Below are 18,182 nucleotides of genomic sequence, written 5' to 3'. Positions count from 1 at the left end.
GGGACCCCACGGAGATGAACGACCTCCCCATGGTGGTGAAGTACCGACCCGTACCCATAAAGAAACTCCTCCGAAAGATGAAGGACGAAGTCAGTATAGCGCTCGACATGGCCTTCTACTCCTTAGTTTACGAGGACAAGGACGTGGCTCAAGAGGTGGAAAAGATAGACGTCGACGTGGATAACGACTTCAACTTGTTGGCCCTCCAGCTAATGGTAGCCGCCAGGGACCCGGAGGACGCGGAGAAGCTCTTGCCGGCCCTTAGGCTGGGGATGTCGATGGACTTGGCCACGGAGGCAGCCTCAGACATGGCCACTACTGTGCTAAAGGGGTACAAGGTGCCGAAGGTAGTTAAGGCAGCCCTCGAAATAACAGAGGAAATATACGTTAAGCTGGTAGTGGGCGAGAAGCTCGTGGGAATTAAGGTTAAGGAGCTCAAGGAGAGGTACGGGCTCATAGACGTTATCGTACTTAGGAGGGGAGGCGTGATGATAGTGAACCCGCCGGAGGAAGTGGAGTTGGAGCTGGGGGACGTAATTGTCATAAGGGGGGACAGGGAGGACGTAAAGAAACTTATGAAAGACATAGACATGGAGTTGGTAGTCCCCGAGGAGAAGTTCACCGAGAAGGAGAAGGAAGTAGCTTTTAGAATAGCGTTGCTCAAGAACATGACTGAGATAGCCTTCGACCTCGCAGTTTATTCGATGCTGTACCAAGACCCGAGGGCTGCAGAGGAGGTGCTGGAGATAGAGAGCTTTATGGACGAAGAGTCGGCGAAGTTAGAAATGGAAATAATTAAGAACACTGCCGAGAGCCAAGAGATATACACCAGCACGGTCTTGGTGAGGTCCTTAGAGAAGATGACAGACGCGGCGACCAGCATGGCCCAAATGGCTTTAGTAGAGAACGAGGTACACCCGATACTCAAGGAGGTTGCCGAAGAGGGGGAGGAGAGGATTTTGGTACTTCAAGTGGTTAAGGAATGCAACATGACGGTGGGACAACTGGAGGAGATGGCCGACGGGACCGCGCTGGCCATATACTTGGACGGCATATGGATACCCTTGCCCAACGCTTCAACCGAGCTTAAGAAGGGAATGAAGGTGTTATTGAAGGTTTTCAACGAGGAGCCCGAGTTCCCCGAATGTATACAAGTCCTCTAGGGGCCTATGTAGAAGCACTTCTTATCCCTATAATCATGAATGAAACGGTCGGCAAGCGTGTACAAGTACCGGGCGCTTCGGGACTTGTGCTTTAAAGGGCTTACCGAAACGCTGACCAAGCTCTTCAGCTCGCCTATCCCGGCCTCGTAAAGGGGGACGTCGAAGGGCAGGACCACGAAGTTGTCCGCTTCTATCCTCTCGCACACCGGGCTGAAAACGCTCTTGGCCCAGTTGACCGCGTCCATCGCCGGCCTCACCATGTTAACTACCAGTGCGCCCACGCGTAGCCCTTTTAACTTCGGGTGGATGAGGTTTGAGTTCAAGAGCTCTGCGCTCCAAGGAGAGGGGTCCACCACCATCACTAGGTTTCCGGCAGTCGCCCGGACGTGGTTTATGGATAGGGACAAAGGGCCCAGCGCGACCCAAGTTATAGCGGGGTAGTCGTTCATTATATATTCGTACTCGGTCTTAAGGGTAGCTACGAGCTCCTTGCACCTCTTGATGTACTCCTCGGGCTTTTCATACATCAAGTTAAAGTACTCGTCAACTATCCCCTTGTCTATGTCCTCGTAGCTCAAGGCCGGCAATACGTCTATTTTAGAGGTGGGGCTCAAGCTTACGGAATGCAAGGAAATGTTCTTCAAGGCCTTCTTAAAATCCTTGCTAGTTATTATTTTGACTAAGGTCTGGCCCCTCAAGGGCAAGCTCTTGAAAGCCCTTTGGGTAAGGCGGGGGTTGATCACGTCCCAGTCTATTACGGCTACCCGAGCCTCTTTGATGAACGCTATTAGGCTGGCTATCTCTATGGTCATAGTGGTCCTGCCAGCGCCGCCCTTGGTGGACCCGAAGCCTATTATCTTGTAGTCGTCCCAAGGCTCTTCCAGCCACTCTTTCTTCTTGAACAGCGGCAGCACGTCGCCGGCACCCTCTTCCCGCAGGGCTTATGTCTATGGGAAATTAAGGTTAGGTATATATTGCTCCCTAACCCCTCGGTGAAGGACCGCTTACCTCACCCTCTCAGCAGAGTAGGGGCCTCCTCATTGGAGCCCTTGAGCAACATAAGCTTCTTCTTAATTAAATAGTACTCGATGCCGTCCAGTATTGCTCTCACACTGGCTTCTATTATGTTTCTCGACACGGCGGTGGTGGTCCAGAACTCCTTGCCGTCGGTGAAAGTTATCTCAACCCTTACGTCGCTCTCCGTGTGCTTGGAGGCTTTGGGCAAGTGGACCCTGTAGTCTATGAGCTTTACGTGGGAGGCCTCTGGGGCGAGCTTGTCTAAGGCCTTTCTCAACGCCTTGTCTATGGTTTCTACCGGGCCTACTCCTTCCGCCGCCTCCATGTGGACCTCCGCGTTCGAGAGCTTCACCACGCCCCAGCTGCGGGAGCCCTCCTCGGCTCCCTCGCTCACCACCTTCCACTCTTCCAGCTTGAAGGGCCTCCCCCTCAGCCCCATCTCCTCCAGCAGTATTAGCAATGCGGACGCGAAGGCGTTGTCGAAGCTGTACCCCTTGTTTTCTAGTTCCTTTATCCTTTTCAGAGCTCTCCTCAAGGCTACATCGTTCTTGCTTATTACTATTCCTAACTCTCTCTTGGCCCAGCCTATCAGGTTGGCGGCGCCGCTGAGCTCAGATATGGCCAACTTCCTCTCGTTGCCCACGCTCTCCGGCGGGACGTGCTCGTACGCCCTCGGGTTCTTGAGCACAGCGTCCACGTGTACGCCGGCCTTGTGGGCGAAGGCGTTGTCGCCCACGTACGGCTGGTAGGGGTTTGGCGTGAGGCCTGCCAAGTCGTATACCATCTTGGACAAGTGCCTTAACATCTTGAGGCCTTCGGGGTTTTTCAAGGCCTTTACTCCCATCTTCAGCTCTAGGTCTGGCACTACAACGCACAAGTCCGCGTTGCCGGTCCTCTCCCCTATGCCGTTTACGGTGACGTGGACGTGCTGCGCCCCGGCGAGCACCCCCATAAGGGTGTTAGCCACCGCACAGCCGCTGTCGTTGTGCATGTGCACGCCCAGCGGCTTCTTGACATGCTCCCCGACCTCGCGGACTATAGCGTAAACCTCGTGGGGCAGTGACCCACCGTTGGTGTCGGCCAACACTATCCGGTCGGCGCCGGCCTCCTCAGCGGTCTTTAGGACTTGGAGCGCGTACTCCTTGTTTTCCTTGAACCCGTCGAAGAAGTGCTCTGCATCGAATATTACCATCCTGCCGTTCTCTTTAAAGAACCTTATCGTGTCGTATATCATGTCTAAGTTCTCTTCCAAGGTAGTTTTGAGCACGTCTCTGACGTGTAAGTCCCAGCTCTTCCCGAAGACGGTTATCCACTTCGTGTCGGCGTCGAGGGCCTTTTGGAGCAGCGGGTCGCTGGAGGCCTTGAAGCCCTTCCTCCTCGTAGAGGTGAACGCGACTATTTCGGAGTTCGTGAGCTCGTACTTCTTTATCTCTCTGAAGAACAGCTCGTCCTTCGGGTTGCTGCCGGGCCACCCGGCCTCTATGAAGTGTACGCCCACTCTGTCCAGCTCTAGGGCTATCCTTATCTTAGCTTGTAGGTCAAAATTTATCCCCCGCGCTTGAGCCCCGTCCCTTAAGGTGGTGTCCAAGACCTCTACTTCTTTGGGGGCTTTATTTTCGAAGAATTTTGTAACCACCCATTTCTCCTACCCAGCGGGCTTCGCTAGGGGGTAATTAAGGGCTGAGGCTATCAAATATAGAACTTGAGAGGGGCTAGAACCCGGGAGCGGACTTAATGAGCGTAATAATATGTACCAGCTTGAGCGAGTGTCTGGAGCGTCTCGACAAGGAACTGAACGACGCGGAGAGGGAGGCCGAGTTGGTCGCGGGCTTGTTGGAGAGCTTGGACGAAAAGGAAGCTACCTTTGAAGAGTTCGTCAAAAGGTTCGGCGGGGGCGGGGGCGAGGCGATCTACCACACTAAGGTAAACTCGTTTGAAATATACGTCCAACCGCACCCGTCCAAAATGAAGGAGGAGTTATCTAAAAAAGCTAAGGAGATAAGCGATTTGATAGAAAAGTTGAGGGCTTTGAGGGAACTGATCGAAAAGATTATAGAGACTTTAAGCGGGCTCGAGGCGGAGGCCGTAATACTGTTGGACAAGGACGTCGCCAAGCTTTTCATAAACATAAGGTGGGGGTGAAGCGCAGTGGACCTAGCTACAACCTCGAGAATTTTTATAGACGTCGCCAGCAGGCTCGCCCTCTTGCACCACGCCAAGAGGGTTGAGAGGGTCACGCTCACCGTCTCCGAGCTCGAGCGCTTGAGTGCCGAGAAGTCCAAGGAAGGTCTCTGCCTCATGTTTAAGCCTCATACGGTGGGTGGTTACATACTCGCTTGCGACGGCAAGGTAGTAGCCATAGCGATAAGGGAGCCGCCGAGGGTCGGTAACAAGGCCTTGGAGGCTGTAGACGACAACCCCCTCCCCGGGGACCTCTACGTCGTCTCTAAGGAAGCTTTTGTGGACGCCTTGAATAAGATGTTCGCCGGCAAGCGAGTGGTCGAGAAGGCGGCCCAAGTGTTGTCGGCACTGAACGAGATAGCTCAGAAAGTCTTGGAGGCGAGGCTGGAGAAGGAGACTAGCGTAGAGGAACTCGCGCAAGGGTTCGACGTCAAGGAGCTAGAAATATTCGACTTAATAGATACAGTTACCCTCACCGATGAGATCGCCTACTACCTGGACAAGATGGGGTACACAGTAGAGACCAGCACGCCGGAGGAGCTCGGGGGCCACTACGTAGTAGTGATCAAGGTCCACGACGACGTACCCCTAGAGAAGCTTATTAAGGACTTAATGGAGGTTGCTGAGAAGTGTGACGCTAAGTCACTGATAAAGTTGATTGACAGCAAGGGCAACGAGTATTACTTCGACCCGACCTTCTTCAAGAGCATAACTAAACTGCTCAGCAGGTTACCTATCGAATTGAGATACATGTACATTAAGGCCGTAAGTCCCGAGGAGGCCGAGTTCAACTTGGTGTTCTCCTCCGACGTAACTACCATATCAATGGGGAAGTTCATAGGTTTGTTGGAGAAATTGATTAAGAAGAGGAGGCTGCCGTGGAAGAAGGTAAAAGTAGTCATATACACCCCTACTAACATTTATAGGTCGCCCGACTAGCCTCCAAAAATCCTCTTGAGCTTGTATATGAGCAGTTTTATGAACGAGGGTTTCTGGCCGTTGTAATAGATCAAGTTACCGCAGTGCGGACACTCCTTCAGCGTTAAGTCCGCGCCGCAGTTCCAACACTTCGGCTCGGTAAACGGGAGCCTCTCCCCGCACTTAGGACACTTCACCACGTCGAAACTCAAGTCGTTCTTACAGTAGGGACACCTGACCTCTATGCCCTTTAGCAAGTTGTTCGTGAGGGCTTCTATTAACTTATCTATGGCGAAGTCGTACTTTATCGCAACTACGAAGTTATCCTTCTTAAATAACAACATATGATAATCTTCTGGGTAATAAATCTTGCTCCTCTCCTCCTTGCCTAAGTTGAGAGCCATCGTTAGCTCGTTTATTCTGTCGTAGAGCGAGGAAGCCACGGCGGCCACGTACTCAGCGTTCTCTCTTTCCGTGCCCTTTATCATGTACGGCAAGCCCTCTGAGCTCACCGCTACGTAGCTGACGTCCTTAAACGAGCCTACTTTCTCAACGAACGCCTTGAGCCTGTCGTTGCTCAAAACTGTCTACCGTGGTAGCCTTTAGGCTGAAGGTTTTAAAGAAATTAAACCGTGCGGGTGCTTGGGTCTGCTAGATGATTGACGAACTGATGAGAAAGGTTGAGGAACTGAAGAGGCGGCGCAGGGCTTTCATCATAGCGCACAACTACCAGCTCCCGGAAGTTCAAGAGGTAGCGGACTTCGTTGGGGACAGCCTAGAAATGGCTATGAAGGCCGAGGAGGTCGACGCGGACGTCATAGTAGTTGCTGGGGTCAGGTTCATGGCCGAGGTAGCGAAGCTTCTAAACCCCGACAGAGTAGTCCTGCACCCCGAGCCTCGGGCCGGGTGTCCTCTGGCGGACCACATGACGCCGGAGATAATCAAGCGGTTCAGAGAGAACTACCCGCACGCGCCGCTGGTAACTTACGTCAATTCCAGCGTAGAAGCGAAAGCCTTGAGCGACTACGTAGTCACCAGCGCGTCGGCGGTCAAAGTGGTCTCCAAGCTAGAGGACGAGGTAGTTTTGTTCGGGCCCGACAAGAACTTAGCCAAGTTCGTTGCCCACAGAACGAATAAGGACATAATAGCAGTGCCCCCTTGGGGCCACTGCCCGGTCCACGAGTTCTTGGTCTCCCCGTACTACTTGAGGAAGGCAAAGGAGAGGCACCCCCATTGCAAGCTCTTGGTCCACCCCGAGGCGCCGTGGGAGAGCCAGAAGATGGCTGACTTCGTGGGAAGCACGAGTCAGATGCTGAGAGCTATAGGGGAGCTCGGCGCTAAGTGTTACATACTGGGGACGGAAGAGGGCTTGAGTTACAGGGCGAAAAAGATGTACCCCCACGTGGAGGTATACCCTCCCGACGCCCGCACTATATGCATAGATATGAAGAAGATAACTCTAGACAAGATAGTTAGGGCGTTGGAGACGCTGAAGCCCCAAGTGGTCTTGGACGAGGAGGTTGCCAAGAGGGCTAGGGAGGCGGTGGTCAGAGGCCTCGAGCTGGCGAGGTCTTGAGCCTCTTCCTACCCTCCTCCCTAACCTTCTCTAGGTCGACCTTGTCCAAGCCTCCCTTAGCCACTACGTCCCTCTCCAAGTCCAGCTCCGTGTAGACCCCCAGCGCCCTCAACGCCTGGTTCGCCTCCTCGATATCGACACTCCCTCTCACAGCCTCGGCCATAACACTGTCTATTGAGTTAGAATCCAAGAAGAAGGTAGTAGCCGTCAGAGGGCTTAGGAACAGAGTCCTCGAACCTCTACGTATCTTCTTCTCCCCGAACTCCCCCAAGGCCGCCAGTATACCCATCTTGGAAGCCTCGGTGTGCATCTCGTTAACTACCTTCAAGCAGTCCTCTGCGTCGTCCTTGGATAAGACGAAGCCTCCCTTGTTGCCGCCCCTCCTCCAAGCTTCGGACACCCTCTCGAGGACCTTCTGGGGAGGCAGCTCGCCGTCGCACCCGGGACCGAAGACGGCGACCCAGCTCTCTATCTCAATTTCCTTAACGGCGGCCAAGCATATAGAATCGGCCAGGGGGCTCCAGACCTCTTCGTCCTCAGGGCGGGCTAGGACGTCCCCTCCGGCGTCCACGGCTATGAGCAAGTCCGCCCCCGCCAGCTCTATCGCCTCCTTTAGCCCTCGCTTAATCCCTTCAGCGCCGCCGTTCAAGTCGAACAAGTAAACTCGCTTCCCAGTAACCCTGGCTAATATGGAGGCTTGAGGGACCACCCTCACTCCCCCTCTTATCGCGTACTCGTCGCCGTCCGCCACCCACAAGTGATCCCCAACGGCCTCGGCGTTGTTCAACTCCCTCAAGGGCAAGGGGCCCGGTAGGGGGTCTCTGACCAAGCGCTCCCACACTACGCTGCCTAAGATTGCCTTCCCCCCGACGCTCTCGACCCACTTGCTGACGCAGTAGGCGGCGGCAACGTCGCCCCCGCCGCCTATCCCCACCACTAACACCTTCTTTCCGCGCAAAGGACATTCCAAGAGCGCGTCCCCCCATGCGGCCGCGCCGAACGTTATTACGACGCCCGGGGAAGTCGTCGCGCGCGTGAGCGGGCAGGGACGATCTGAGCTGGCTCCCGGCGATGATGGGTTCGGTGGAGCGAAGGCGACGCCAACTCCTCCTTAAAGTCCGCCCACCCTAGTCTCACCGGGGTAGTACTCTATGAGGAAGCTCGCGGCGCTCCTAGTGCTGACGGCGGCTTTGGTCTCCGCGGCCAAGGTGGACGTGAGGATAGTTACTAGCTCCCCCTACCCGGAGGGCTCCGAGGCCTACGTCGCGCTCCTAAGCTTCGTAAGGGCATGGCCGGAAGCGTTGAACTACTTGCCCAACCCTTCCGACTGGTCCGTGGGTACCGGCCTCACCAGCCCGCCCAACCCGAGGGCGTTCTCCGGGATACTGTTGGTTTTCGACAACGACGCTTCAACTGGGAACATAACTAGGGACAAAGAGTTAGCGAACGCTTATGTAAACAACGTGATATTGCCCGCTATAAAAGACAGGATTAGGGTCGCGCTGGTCGTCGGGCCTAAGAGCACCTTAGGGCAGCTCGTGTTGTACAAGCTCGGCTTGATAATACCTACGGTCCCCAAGAACGTGAGCGGTCGGCTGGTGGCGGCCCCCTCTTGCGCTGAGGGAGTGAGGCCCTTGAGGCCCGCCAGCGCGCACCCTATATACTCTAACGTGAGCGCCTTGCCCTCCTCTTGCTGTATGGTCCCTTTGGTGCCCGACTTGATAGCGCCCGAGAGCGTCGCCTCGGGCAACAGGTACTGTATAGTTATAAGGACTAGTAAAGTGTCCGACGAGATGATCATACTATCTTGGAACGGGATATTTAGGGACATAGCGAGCAACCCCAACGTTCAAAAGCTCATGTTTAACGTGATAAAGTACTTGGCCAAGGAGGAGCCCGCGAAGTACCCCTACGAGCCCCTAACCGTGACCGTCACTACTACTACGACCCTAACCGAGTTCAAGACCGTGACTAACAACGTGACCATAATAGTTACGTCACCAATTACCTACACTACAACCTCCACGGTTACAACTACCACTACCGTGACTTTGAAGAAAACCGTAGTAAGCAACGTTACAGTAGTGGAGACGGCGACTACGACGATATACGGTACTCTGACCTCCTTCTTGACGCTCACGACAACCGTCTTAAGGAACGTTACTACTACCTATACTACAACGACCACCGTGACTAGCGAAATCGTGAGTACCATAACGACTACCGTAAGCAAAACTCTAACCACTACTGTTACGAGCGTGAAAAAGGTGATTGATACAGCAACCTTAGGAGGTGCCTTGGTGCTCGGCATAATAGTAGGCGTCGTAGTTATGGCAGTAACACTGCGCAGGGGAGAGAGGAGGAAGGGCGGGGGAGCCCTAGAGGAGTGGTGAAGGGGCTGACACGCTTTTTAGTTCTAGCAACTCTTCCCTAAATAGGACTTGATCGCCCGTTACCACGAGCTCCGCCTCCTCGTGGCCCACCCACAACATAGCCTTGGACCCCTTCGCAAGCCTCGGCCCCTCTTTGCCCAAGAAGCTCCAGCACGAGGCGTCGTCGTGTTGGGCCCTCAGCTCCCCGCTCCAGTAATGAGACCTCATCAAGAGGGTCGCCACAGCTTCCAAGGCGTCGGGGCCCCAGCGCCCGGTGAGGGGGCTCAACACGGCTTTCCGCAGCTCCGGCGGAATCGGGCTGGAGGTTCCCAGTGCAACCATTTCCGGCATAAACGAGGCTATCTTGATCTTCTTTATTTCCCACGTGGTCACCCAAAAGGGGTTGAGTATTATGTTGTTCGACGCCTTGTCGCCCAAGTCCTCAACCGGCCACTTGCCGTACTTTAGCTTGTAGCCGTAAGAGGAGTCGGCGTCCAAGCTTCTGGCCACCACGGCCCCCCTCTCCGGCACCTCCTCCGGGGGGGCTAGGGGGTCCAAGACGAACGGCCTCTCCACTACTTCTACTAGAGCCGCCCTCGTCCCTTTGGGGGCTATCGCCGCGCCCACCCCTTTTACTAGGAGGGAGTCGACCCACTCCGGCTCCGGGACGGGGTCCTCTAGGAGCTCCTCCCACCGCTTGAAGGGCTTGAGCGCCACGGTGCACCTAAGCGTCTTGACCGGCATGCCCTTACAGTCGAACAGCTCCCCGCCCTCTCCCTCCTCTATCCTCCCCTTTCGTACGTGAACGGTCTTGGCGTTCGCGCAATTTATCAGGGTAATTTCGGTCACCGAGTTTACCCGACTTTTTTAAACAGCTGGGAGAGAAAAAGCGCGCTGATGAGGAGTGTCGCCCCCTATCATCCGAAGTGATGAAGAGGGTGTTGATTGCCGAGGCGATGAGCGAGGTGGTGTGTGGTGAGGCCGGTGAACGCAGCTAACGCGGGCGAGCCCTTCACTCGTACTCTATGGTCGCGGGCGGCTTGGGGGTCACGTCGTAGACCACTCTCTTGATCTTGGGACTAACTTTCATTACCTTCTTAGCTATCTCCTCCAGCGTTCCCCTATCCAGCTTGAGCACGTCGGCAGTCATGAAGTTGTCCGTCAAGACGGCCCTTATAGATATCGTGTACTCCCCTTCCTCGCGCTCGCCCACTTCCGCCACTACGTGCGTCACTTCGTTGTTCTTGTGAATTATCTCCTTCCAGTAGTCGTACACTCGTTCCCAGTCGAAGGCCTTGAGTAGGGCCACCGGGCCGTAGGCGCGAATGTCCCCTTTGACCCCGGTGGCCCTCACCCCCTCGAACAAGTAGGCCTCGGGGCTCTCGGACACCTTCGGCCCGAGCCGGTCCTCCCATATGGCCGCGAAGTACTGGCTGGGCTTGAACCTCTCCAGCTCTTTCTCCACCACTTCGGTAACTTCTTTGAGCAGTTCTAGCTTCTCCTCGGTAACGAGGCCTGGTATCCTCACAAGCAAGCCCGGGCCCGGGAAGGGTTGGCGGGAGGCTATCTCCTCCGGGAGCCCCAAGGCCCTAGCGACCGCCCTCACCTCGTCTTTGTAGAGCTCCACCAAAGGCTCCAGCAGCTTGAAGCCCCACTTCTCCCTGACGTTTATTCCGAGCTGTTCCAAGACGTTGTGTTGCGTTTTGATCCCCCCAGTGGTTTCTATCCAGTCTGGGGCGGTGGTCCCTTGGACTAACCAGCTCGCCCCCCACTTCTTGGCCTCCTCCGAGACTACTTGGTAAAACACCTCTCTGAATGCTTTCCTCTTTTCCTCGGCGTCACTCAAGCCCTTGACGGCGTTGAAGAAGCGCTCTTTGGCGTCCACTATTTCCACCGGCATGACGTCTCTAAGGACGTTCTTGACCCACTCGGGCTCGCCCTTACGCATGAAGCCCGTGTCAATGAATATCACTTTTATCTGCTCCGGCCCCAAGGCCTTGTAGGCGAGGGCAGCGGCCGTGGTGGAGTCCACGCCCCCGCTGACGGCCGCTAAAACCTTTTCCTTCCCGACCAGTTCCCTTATCTCTTCTATCTTCTTCTTAATAAAGTCGTTCGCATTGAACACGAACTTCCCTTCGCGGCTGCTCCGGAAGGACCTATGAGCCTTACTGCGAGCTCTCAACAAAGTGTATGAATCAGCGCGCACGAGCGCGAGGGGAGGCGCAATGATAACAAGCGTTGACGTCGTCCTACAAATAACGGAGCTGAAGAAGATTAGAGTCTGGAAGGGCGTGTTCGCGGCGAAAGTGGTTTTCGACGCATTCAAGAGCGTTGACGTGGACCCGGACTTCCCCTTCCACGTCGTGCCTCCGGAAAAGCTGAGTACGGAGGTCAAGCCGGGGACGGAGGTGTCCTTCAAAGTGAACTTTTGGGGAGAGGTCGCGAGCGCCCCCGCTAAGCTGGCGGAGGGGCTGTTGAACGTGGAATACGTCTTGCCCATAAAGGTGGACGTGAAGACCGTTGAAGTGGAAAGTCCTCCGAAGGGAGGAGATGAACCGGTCGCGGTCTTCTTCAGGGTAACTCACGGCCCCACGCTCTACCGCTTCCACGGCGCGTGGGTGCCCTTGCCCTCCGCTCCCCGCGCGGTTTACTCGCTGTTCAAGAGGATGAGCGAAGTTACGGGTACGGACCTAAAGGGGTACGCAGATTCTATCTCCTCCAAGGTAGAGGTAGTTGGCGGACGCCCCCGATTCTCTACGTTCAAAATTCACAAGGGCGACGAGCTCCCGGCCTTCTTCGGGCGCGTGAGTTATTACGGCATTATGGAGGAGGACTTGGCGCTTAAACTACTGTGGGCACTCAAGTACTCCCACTACTTCGGGTTAGGCTCGAACGTAAGCTTGGGATTCGGAGACGTTAAGGAAGTTAAGGTAGAGAAGCCCCCCTTCGAGGTCCCAGTTAAGAAGTACCTCACTTCAAGTACCTCTTCCGAAAGCTGACGACGCTGTCCATAAGCCAAGCGTCTATGAAGCCTCTGGCCATCTCGTCGCTCGGGAACCACTCGCTCTCGTAGCTGCTTATCGCTTTGTCGTAGATCGCGTTTGGACTCCTCCTCCCTACGACGCGCAAGGAGCCCTTGTATAACTTCACCTTCACGTCGCCGTTAACGTTCTCGCTCAGTTCGCTCAACATATTGTCCAAGGCCACCCTTATGGGGTCGAACCAGAGTCCGTCGTAAACTAGGTCCGCCCAGTAAGAGTCGAGCATCCTTTTAATTCTGTACTCCCTCTTGTTGAGCACGAGCTTCTCCAAGTCCTTCTTAGAATTTATTATAGTGAGGGCGGCAGGCGCCTCGTAAACTTCTCTGCTCTTAAGCCCGACTACCCTGTTCTCCATGTGGTCGACGCGTCCGTACCCGTGCTGGCCTGCTAACTTGTTGAGGGTATCTATTATCTCAATCAATTCCATCCTCTTGCCGTTTAGGGCCACCGGGACACCCTTCTCAAAGGTGATCGTTAAGTACGCGGGCTCCTCTGGCGCCTTCTCCGGAGGGACGGTCCACTCGAAGGCCTCCTCCGGCGGCTCTTGCCAAGGGTCCTCCAGCTCGCCACCCTCTATGCTTCTAGACCACAAGTTCTCGTCTATGCTATATTTCTTGGACTCAGCACTTATCGGGATACCCTTCTTCTTAGCGAACTCGTATTCTTCCTTTCTGTTCATCCCCCACATCCTTATAGGAGCTATTATCTTTATTTCTGGGGCTAAGGCCTTGAAGGCCGCTTCAAACCGCACTTGGTCGTTGCCCTTGCTCGTGGCCCCGTGAGCCACCGCGTCCGCCCCTTCCTTTCTGGCTACTTCTATTACCTTCTCCCCTATGAGGGGCCTGGCGAGCGCGGTGCCTAAGGGGTAGACTTCCTCGTAGAGTGCGTTCGCTATTATTGCTGGCTTTATGTACTTGTTTACGAACTCTTCTTTAGCATCAATTAGGTAATGCTTGGATGCGCCAGCCTTGTAAGCCCTCTCCTCTATCTCCTTGAAATCTTCCTTTTGTCCGACATCTACCGTCACAGTTATTACTTCCGCCCCGAACTTCTCCTTCAGCCACGCCACTGCAACCGACGTGTCCAGCCCTCCCGAGTAGGCTAGAACGATCTTAGACACTTCTCCCTTCACAGCCGCGCGCCCATAAAGGACCTTCTAGTGCAGATTATATAGTATGCTGAGGATTCTTTTGCTCAATTCATCAAAGAATCGGCAACGCCGGGACCACTATGACGTTGAAGCTATTTCTCTTTAATAGTAACGCCGCGGCGTTCGCGTTGTAATAGGGAGGCCCGGACCTCGTGAACAACGTGTACACTCTATTGTTGTGGGAGAGCGCAAAGCCGTCCACCGCGGTGTGGCCCCTTACTATGTACTTCGAGCCGAGCCTCTCTAGGAACTCTCTGGTCAACCCCGCGCCCCAGACGACCCCGGCGCCGCGCGGGTTGCTCCCCACGCAGAGCTTCGGGGGGTCCTCCCACGAGCAGAGCTTGCCGCCCATCAGTTCGTCCGGGTCGCTCCACAACACCTCCTCCAAGCTCTTGCGGTCCAACTCCTTAAGGCAATCCTCGCCCTCACACCCTTCCATTACCTTTGAGACAGGGGGCCCTCCGTGGAGGGCGACTACGTCGTCTATTAGCGCCAGCGCCGGCATGGAGTCGAAGAGCTGTAAGGCTACCTTATATATTTCGCTTCCCTTGCTCGGACCACACTTGGAGACCAGCACGTCCGGGAAGTCGTGGGGGGACGGCGGCAGCCACTCCGGCGGCTCGTGGTTCCCCCTTAGCACCACTACTTCTTCGGGCCTCATTGCCTTTAAAGCCAAGACCAAGGTTAAAGCCTCCAGCTGGTACTCCCCCCTGTCGACGTAGTCTCCTAAGAAGACCAGCTTGAACTTGTCCAAGACTTTTTCTATGCCTACTTGCTCCCATATCTTGTACAAGGTGTCTACGTCTCCGTGTATGTCTCCGTGGAAGAGCACGCCCCCTACGGAGTCCATAATTTCGACCTCGCGTCCGAAGTACCTCTCGGCCTCTTCGAGTAACTCCTTTATTTCTTCACAAGTCAGCGCGCTCACGAAGTTCTTCAGCTCCTCAGGGTCGTGGACCGGCACTTCCTCTAGCATCTCTATCACCAAAGCCCAGATAACTTCCGGAGCTTTCAAAAGACTTAGGGAGGTGAAAAAGGGTGCACAGAGTTCCCTTGAAGACCTTTAATTGGTTCTTAGAGGTCCAAACGCCGTGTTCCATGCACGCCCACGGCCTCTTGGAGACTTTGTACGTAGGCAAGAGCAAGTACCAAGAGATAGTCGTTGCGAGGCTCTGCAACGTCGGGAAGGCATTAATACTAGACGGGAAGATCCAGTCGAGCGAGTACGACGAGTGGATCTACCACGAGTCGCTAGTTCACCCGGTCATGTTGGCCCACCCCAACCCCACGGAGGTCCTAATACTGGGCGGTGGCGAGGGGGCCACCTTGAGGGAGGTCTTGAAGCATAAGAGCGTAAAGAAGGTGACGATGGTTGACTTAGACGAGGAAGTAATTAAAGTCAGTAAAAAGTACTTGCCGGAGTGGCACCGAGGGTCCTTCGACGACCCTCGGGCAGAGCTCGTTATAGAGGACGGCCGCAAGTTCTTGGAGGAAGCCCCGGAGAACTCTTACGACGTCGTAATAATAGACCTCGTGGACCCCACTGAGGGCGCGCCTGCAGCTAAGCTCTACACCAAGGAGTTCTACGAATTGGTGAAGAAGGTCTTGAGGGATGAAGGAATAATGGTCACTCAAGCTACCTCGACTTCCTACACATTGGACGTGTTCACGGTAGTATATAGAACCGTCAAGGAAGTGTTCGAGAAGGCGGGAGGCTACCACTCCTTCGTACAAGCGTTCGACGCGACTTGGGGCTTCGTCTGGGGCTCCACGGGCCCCGACCCGAGCTCTTTGAGCCCCGACGCAGTCGACCGCCTCATACGGGAGAGGCTTGAAGGGGAGCTCAAGTACTACGACGGGATTACGCACGTCGGGATGTTCTCGCTGCCAAAACACGTGAGGAAGGCTATGGCTGCGCAAACGACAGTCAGTACTGACGAGAGGCCCTACCTAGCCTTAGTCTAACACAAGTTTTCTTGCCCTTTCTAACAAGCTCGGGTTCGCCTCCAAAGTGCCCCTCACCGCCTCCGTAATCATTTCCACGTCCGGGTCCTCCACCCCCCTAACCGCTACGCAAGAGTGCTTCGCCCTAACTAGGACGTAAACGCCCCTCGCGCCGGCCTTCATTATCTCGTCGGCAATCATGGCCGTGAACCTCTCTTGCAACATAGGCCTCTTGGCTAACCACTTCACTATCCTCGGTATCTTGCTCAAACCGATCACCTCGTCCCTCTTGGGGTGGTACACGATGGAAGCTCTGCCCAGTATGGGCAGCAAGTGATGTTCGCACAAGGAGCTGAAAGACACGTTCTTGACTACTATTAGGTCGTTCTCCCCGAGGAGGTACTCGGTCTTGAAGGTCTTCAGCTCAGGCTTGGGGGTCTCCAAGCCTTTGAAGAGCTCTCTAAGAGCCCTCACGTACCTCTCGGGGGTTTCGCTCAAGCCCGGCCTGCTGGGGTCTTCGCCCATTTCTTCTAAGAACTTTTTGATAGCAACCTCCAAGACGTTCTCTTCCATAGCCTAACTCCCCTTCGGGTTGTCCGAGGCAGCATAAAAGCGGTCGAAGCGCGGGGCCTAAAGGGCGGACTCTTGAACAGAGAGGACTTCATAAAAGAGCCTGTTGAGGACATAAGGGTAAGCGAGAGGGACACGGTAGCGGACTTGATAGAGAAGTACTGCAAGGTCCACGGCTTTACTGCCGCCGACGTCTGTAGGGCGGTCGAGGTGTTGAGCGAGGGGTTGAGGAATAGCGATTTGAGGTTCTTGTCGTTCACGGCTAACTTGGTCGCCACGGGGCTCAGAGGGCTGTTGGCACAAATGGTGCGCTCCGGCTACTTCGACGTGGTCGTTACCACTTGCGGCACCCTAGACCACGACGTGGCCAGGTCGTTGGGGCATAAGTACTACAAAGGCTACTTCGAGGCTGACGACGTCGTGTTGGCGAAGTCCGACATTCACCGTTTGGGAAACGTGTTCATACCCGTTGAGAACTACGGACCCCCCGTCGAGAGGTTAGTGAAGGACGTGTTGAGGGAGTTGGGAAAGACTATGGTAGCGCCTTACGAACTGATATGGGAGGTAGGAAAGAGGCTCTCGGACGAGAACTCCATACTGAGGGCGGCGTGGGAGCGTAAGGTCCCGGTAATAGTGCCTGGCATCACCGACGGCGCATTCGGTACGGCAATATTTACGTACTCAGAGGAGCTCAAGCTACAAGGGAAGGACTTCTGCTTGGACGTCCTCGCGGACGAGAAGCTCCTATCGGACATGGTCTTCAGCAGCAAGAGGTCGGCCGCCCTCGTCGTGGGAGGGGGAATAAGTAAACACCATGTAATCTGGTGGAACCAGTTTAAGGGGGGCCTGGACTATGCAGTCTACTTGACGACGGCCCAAGAGTACGACGGGAGCTTGAGCGGCGCGCGCCCCCGAGAGGCCATAACTTGGGGCAAGCTGAAGCCCGAGGGGAGGAGCGCCACTGTTTACGGGGACGCCACCGTTCTTTTGCCGATAATTTGGGCCGGCGTGTTGGCCAAGGTACAAAAGGCGTAGATTTAAACGACAGTGCGCGAGGCGGACTTGGGTTTTATGACTTGATACCGGTAACTACTATGGTCGTCGGGAGGGGAACGGTCTCTACGAAGATAAAGGGCGAGTACCACCGGAAGAAGCCCTCCCGGTTCACAGACTACTTCCGCCCCCTCGTGTTCTGGAACATCACTTACCAGTGTAACTTACGTTGCCTTCACTGCTACATAAGGGCGAAGGCCCAACAAGACCCCAGCGAGCTGACTACGGAAGAGGCCAAGCGCTTGAGCGAAGAAATGGTTGAAATGAGAATACCTTTGGTTATCCTCTCCGGCGGCGAACCCTTGGTTAGGAAGGACTTTTGGGAGATCATCGAACCGATGGCTAAGGCACAATTTCCGAAACTATCCTTAAGCACCAATGGAACTCTCATAACGAAGGACGTAGCCAGAAGGTTGAAGGATTACGGCTTCTCATACGTCGGCATTTCCATAGACTCGATAGTCCCCGCTTACCACGACAAGTTTAGGGGAGTCCCCGGGGCTTTCAAGGCTACCTTAGAGGGGATAAAGAACAGCGTAGAAGCCGGTCTGGACGTGGGAATAAGGACCACCATAACTCGGTACAACGTAAAGGAAGTTCCCGACATAGTCAAGTGGAGCGCCGAGAACGGGATAAAGAGGGTGTCGTTTTACTTACTGGACACGATCGGGAGGGGCGAAGAGATAAAGGACTGGCTCCCAACTAAGGAGCAGCTCAAGTGGATGGCTGACGTGGTTATAGACCTCGCGCGCGAGTACGCGGACCAGCTTGAAATATTAATAGTTAGGGGGAACTTCATGGGAATTTACATAGCCAGGAAACTGGCCAAGGACGAGGAGGAGTTCAAGGAGTACCTCAAGATGCTTCAAGCCCAAGGCGACTGCGGCAGGAAGAGCGTCAGCATCTATCCCAACGGCGACGTCAAGCCGTGTCAGTTCATAGATTGGGTCACCTTAGGCAACGTCAGGGAGAAGAGCTTGAAGGAAATACTGAAGAGGGACAACCCCCAACTCGAACCCTTCTTAAACGTAGGGCAGTACCTCAAGGGCAAGTGCGGGCGCTGTCCTTACAAGGACATCTGCGGCGGCGGCAGCAGAGGTAGGGCTTACGCGATCTTCGGCGACCCGTGGGCCGAGGACCCCTTGTGCTTCATAGAGCCCGAAGCTCTTGCAAAAGAGTTTTTGGCCGCTTGAAGCA

Annotated in this window: 18 protein-coding genes; 9 read left to right on the top strand and 9 right to left on the bottom strand. The window is 55.0% G+C overall.

Features of this window, described 5'->3' with window-relative positions; genetic code table 11:
* Positions 1–14 precede the first annotated feature (14 nt).
* Positions 15–1,163 carry a PhoU domain-containing protein gene (locus IGNI_RS03370; protein ID WP_011998681.1) on the top strand — a complete coding sequence of 383 codons (1,149 nt, stop codon included), beginning with the start codon at positions 15–17 and terminating at the stop codon, positions 1,161–1,163.
* Here the strand turns inward: IGNI_RS03370 and IGNI_RS03365 are convergent.
* Together IGNI_RS03365 and cimA are read right to left on the bottom strand one after the other, a co-directional pair.
* A complete protein-coding gene (locus IGNI_RS03365) occupies positions 1,160–2,077 on the bottom strand; it encodes a MinD/ParA family ATP-binding protein (RefSeq protein ID WP_011998680.1) in 918 nt (305 codons plus the stop codon). The genes IGNI_RS03370 and IGNI_RS03365 overlap by 4 nt on opposite strands.
* A 95-nt stretch (positions 2,078–2,172) precedes the next feature.
* On the bottom strand, positions 2,173–3,816 hold the full coding sequence (gene cimA / locus IGNI_RS03360) for a citramalate synthase (RefSeq protein WP_011998679.1): 1,644 nt from the start codon (positions 3,814–3,816) through the stop codon (positions 2,173–2,175).
* A 98-nt stretch (positions 3,817–3,914) separates the two neighbouring features.
* On the opposite strand from cimA, the gene IGNI_RS03355 reads away from it, so the two are divergent.
* On the top strand, positions 3,915–4,322 hold the full coding sequence (locus IGNI_RS03355; RefSeq protein WP_011998678.1) for a Rossmann-fold NAD(P)-binding domain-containing protein: 408 nt from the start codon (positions 3,915–3,917) through the stop codon (positions 4,320–4,322).
* 6 nt (positions 4,323–4,328) lie between these two features.
* Positions 4,329–5,300 (top strand): hypothetical protein, encoded by a 972-nt coding sequence (locus IGNI_RS03350; RefSeq protein ID WP_011998677.1) that lies wholly within the window; start codon positions 4,329–4,331, stop codon positions 5,298–5,300.
* Here IGNI_RS03350 and IGNI_RS03345 read toward each other — a convergent pair.
* Complete coding sequence (locus IGNI_RS03345; RefSeq protein ID WP_011998676.1) at positions 5,297–5,860, bottom strand: zinc ribbon domain-containing protein; 564 nt, start codon at positions 5,858–5,860, stop codon at positions 5,297–5,299. The two genes, IGNI_RS03350 and IGNI_RS03345, sit on opposite strands and share 4 nt — an antisense overlap.
* Before the next feature lie 74 nt (positions 5,861–5,934).
* Here IGNI_RS03345 and nadA point away from each other — a divergent pair, with 74 nt between their 5' ends.
* Positions 5,935–6,855, top strand: a complete 921-nt coding sequence (gene nadA, locus IGNI_RS03340; protein WP_011998675.1) for a quinolinate synthase NadA — start codon at positions 5,935–5,937, stop codon at positions 6,853–6,855.
* Here the strand turns inward: nadA and IGNI_RS03335 are convergent.
* Positions 6,827–7,825 carry a DUF1152 domain-containing protein gene (locus tag IGNI_RS03335; protein WP_011998674.1) on the bottom strand — a complete coding sequence of 333 codons (999 nt, stop codon included), beginning with the start codon at positions 7,823–7,825 and terminating at the stop codon, positions 6,827–6,829. The genes nadA and IGNI_RS03335 overlap by 29 nt on opposite strands.
* Before the next feature lie 181 nt (positions 7,826–8,006).
* Between IGNI_RS03335 and IGNI_RS03330 the strand changes: the two genes are divergently transcribed.
* Positions 8,007–9,248 carry a hypothetical protein gene (locus IGNI_RS03330; protein ID WP_011998673.1) on the top strand — a complete coding sequence of 414 codons (1,242 nt, stop codon included), beginning with the start codon at positions 8,007–8,009 and terminating at the stop codon, positions 9,246–9,248.
* On the opposite strand, the gene IGNI_RS03325 is transcribed toward IGNI_RS03330, so the two are convergent.
* On the bottom strand, positions 9,234–10,076 hold the full coding sequence (locus tag IGNI_RS03325; RefSeq protein WP_011998672.1) for a hypothetical protein: 843 nt from the start codon (positions 10,074–10,076) through the stop codon (positions 9,234–9,236). The two genes, IGNI_RS03330 and IGNI_RS03325, sit on opposite strands and share 15 nt — an antisense overlap.
* A 163-nt stretch (positions 10,077–10,239) precedes the next feature.
* Positions 10,240–11,352 (bottom strand): GMP synthase (glutamine-hydrolyzing), encoded by a 1,113-nt coding sequence (locus IGNI_RS03320; protein WP_011998671.1) that lies wholly within the window; start codon positions 11,350–11,352, stop codon positions 10,240–10,242.
* Between the two features lie 100 nt (positions 11,353–11,452).
* On the opposite strand from IGNI_RS03320, the gene cas6 reads away from it, so the two are divergent.
* Positions 11,453–12,226, top strand: coding sequence for a CRISPR system precrRNA processing endoribonuclease RAMP protein Cas6 (gene cas6 / locus IGNI_RS03315; RefSeq protein WP_011998670.1), 774 nt, complete (start codon positions 11,453–11,455; stop codon positions 12,224–12,226).
* On the opposite strand, the gene IGNI_RS03310 is transcribed toward cas6, so the two are convergent.
* Positions 12,198–13,388, bottom strand: coding sequence for an argininosuccinate synthase (locus tag IGNI_RS03310; protein ID WP_011998669.1), 1,191 nt, complete (start codon positions 13,386–13,388; stop codon positions 12,198–12,200). The genes cas6 and IGNI_RS03310 overlap by 29 nt on opposite strands.
* Positions 13,389–13,470: 82 nt before the next feature.
* Positions 13,471–14,394 carry a metallophosphoesterase family protein gene (locus IGNI_RS03305; protein WP_238374120.1) on the bottom strand — a complete coding sequence of 308 codons (924 nt, stop codon included), beginning with the start codon at positions 14,392–14,394 and terminating at the stop codon, positions 13,471–13,473.
* A 77-nt stretch (positions 14,395–14,471) separates the two neighbouring features.
* Between IGNI_RS03305 and speE the strand changes: the two genes are divergently transcribed.
* Positions 14,472–15,383 (top strand): polyamine aminopropyltransferase, encoded by a 912-nt coding sequence (gene speE, locus IGNI_RS03300; RefSeq protein ID WP_148202313.1) that lies wholly within the window; start codon positions 14,472–14,474, stop codon positions 15,381–15,383.
* Here speE and folE read toward each other — a convergent pair.
* A complete protein-coding gene (folE, locus tag IGNI_RS03295) occupies positions 15,375–15,935 on the bottom strand; it encodes a GTP cyclohydrolase I (RefSeq protein ID WP_011998666.1) in 561 nt (186 codons plus the stop codon). The genes speE and folE overlap by 9 nt on opposite strands.
* Positions 15,936–16,007: 72 nt before the next feature.
* On the opposite strand from folE, the gene IGNI_RS03290 reads away from it, so the two are divergent.
* Positions 16,008–16,967, top strand: a complete 960-nt coding sequence (locus tag IGNI_RS03290) for a deoxyhypusine synthase (RefSeq protein ID WP_011998665.1) — start codon at positions 16,008–16,010, stop codon at positions 16,965–16,967.
* A 41-nt stretch (positions 16,968–17,008) separates the two neighbouring features.
* Positions 17,009–18,178, top strand: coding sequence for a radical SAM/SPASM domain-containing protein (locus tag IGNI_RS03285; RefSeq protein ID WP_011998664.1), 1,170 nt, complete (start codon positions 17,009–17,011; stop codon positions 18,176–18,178).
* Positions 18,179–18,182 lie beyond the last annotated feature (4 nt).

Origin of the sequence: Ignicoccus hospitalis KIN4/I, assembly GCF_000017945.1 — an archaeon.
GTDB lineage: Archaea > Thermoproteota > Thermoprotei_A > Sulfolobales > Ignicoccaceae > Ignicoccus > Ignicoccus hospitalis.
Note: the sequence above shows the minus strand (reverse complement) of the source record. Positions and strands in the feature narration are given on the sequence as shown.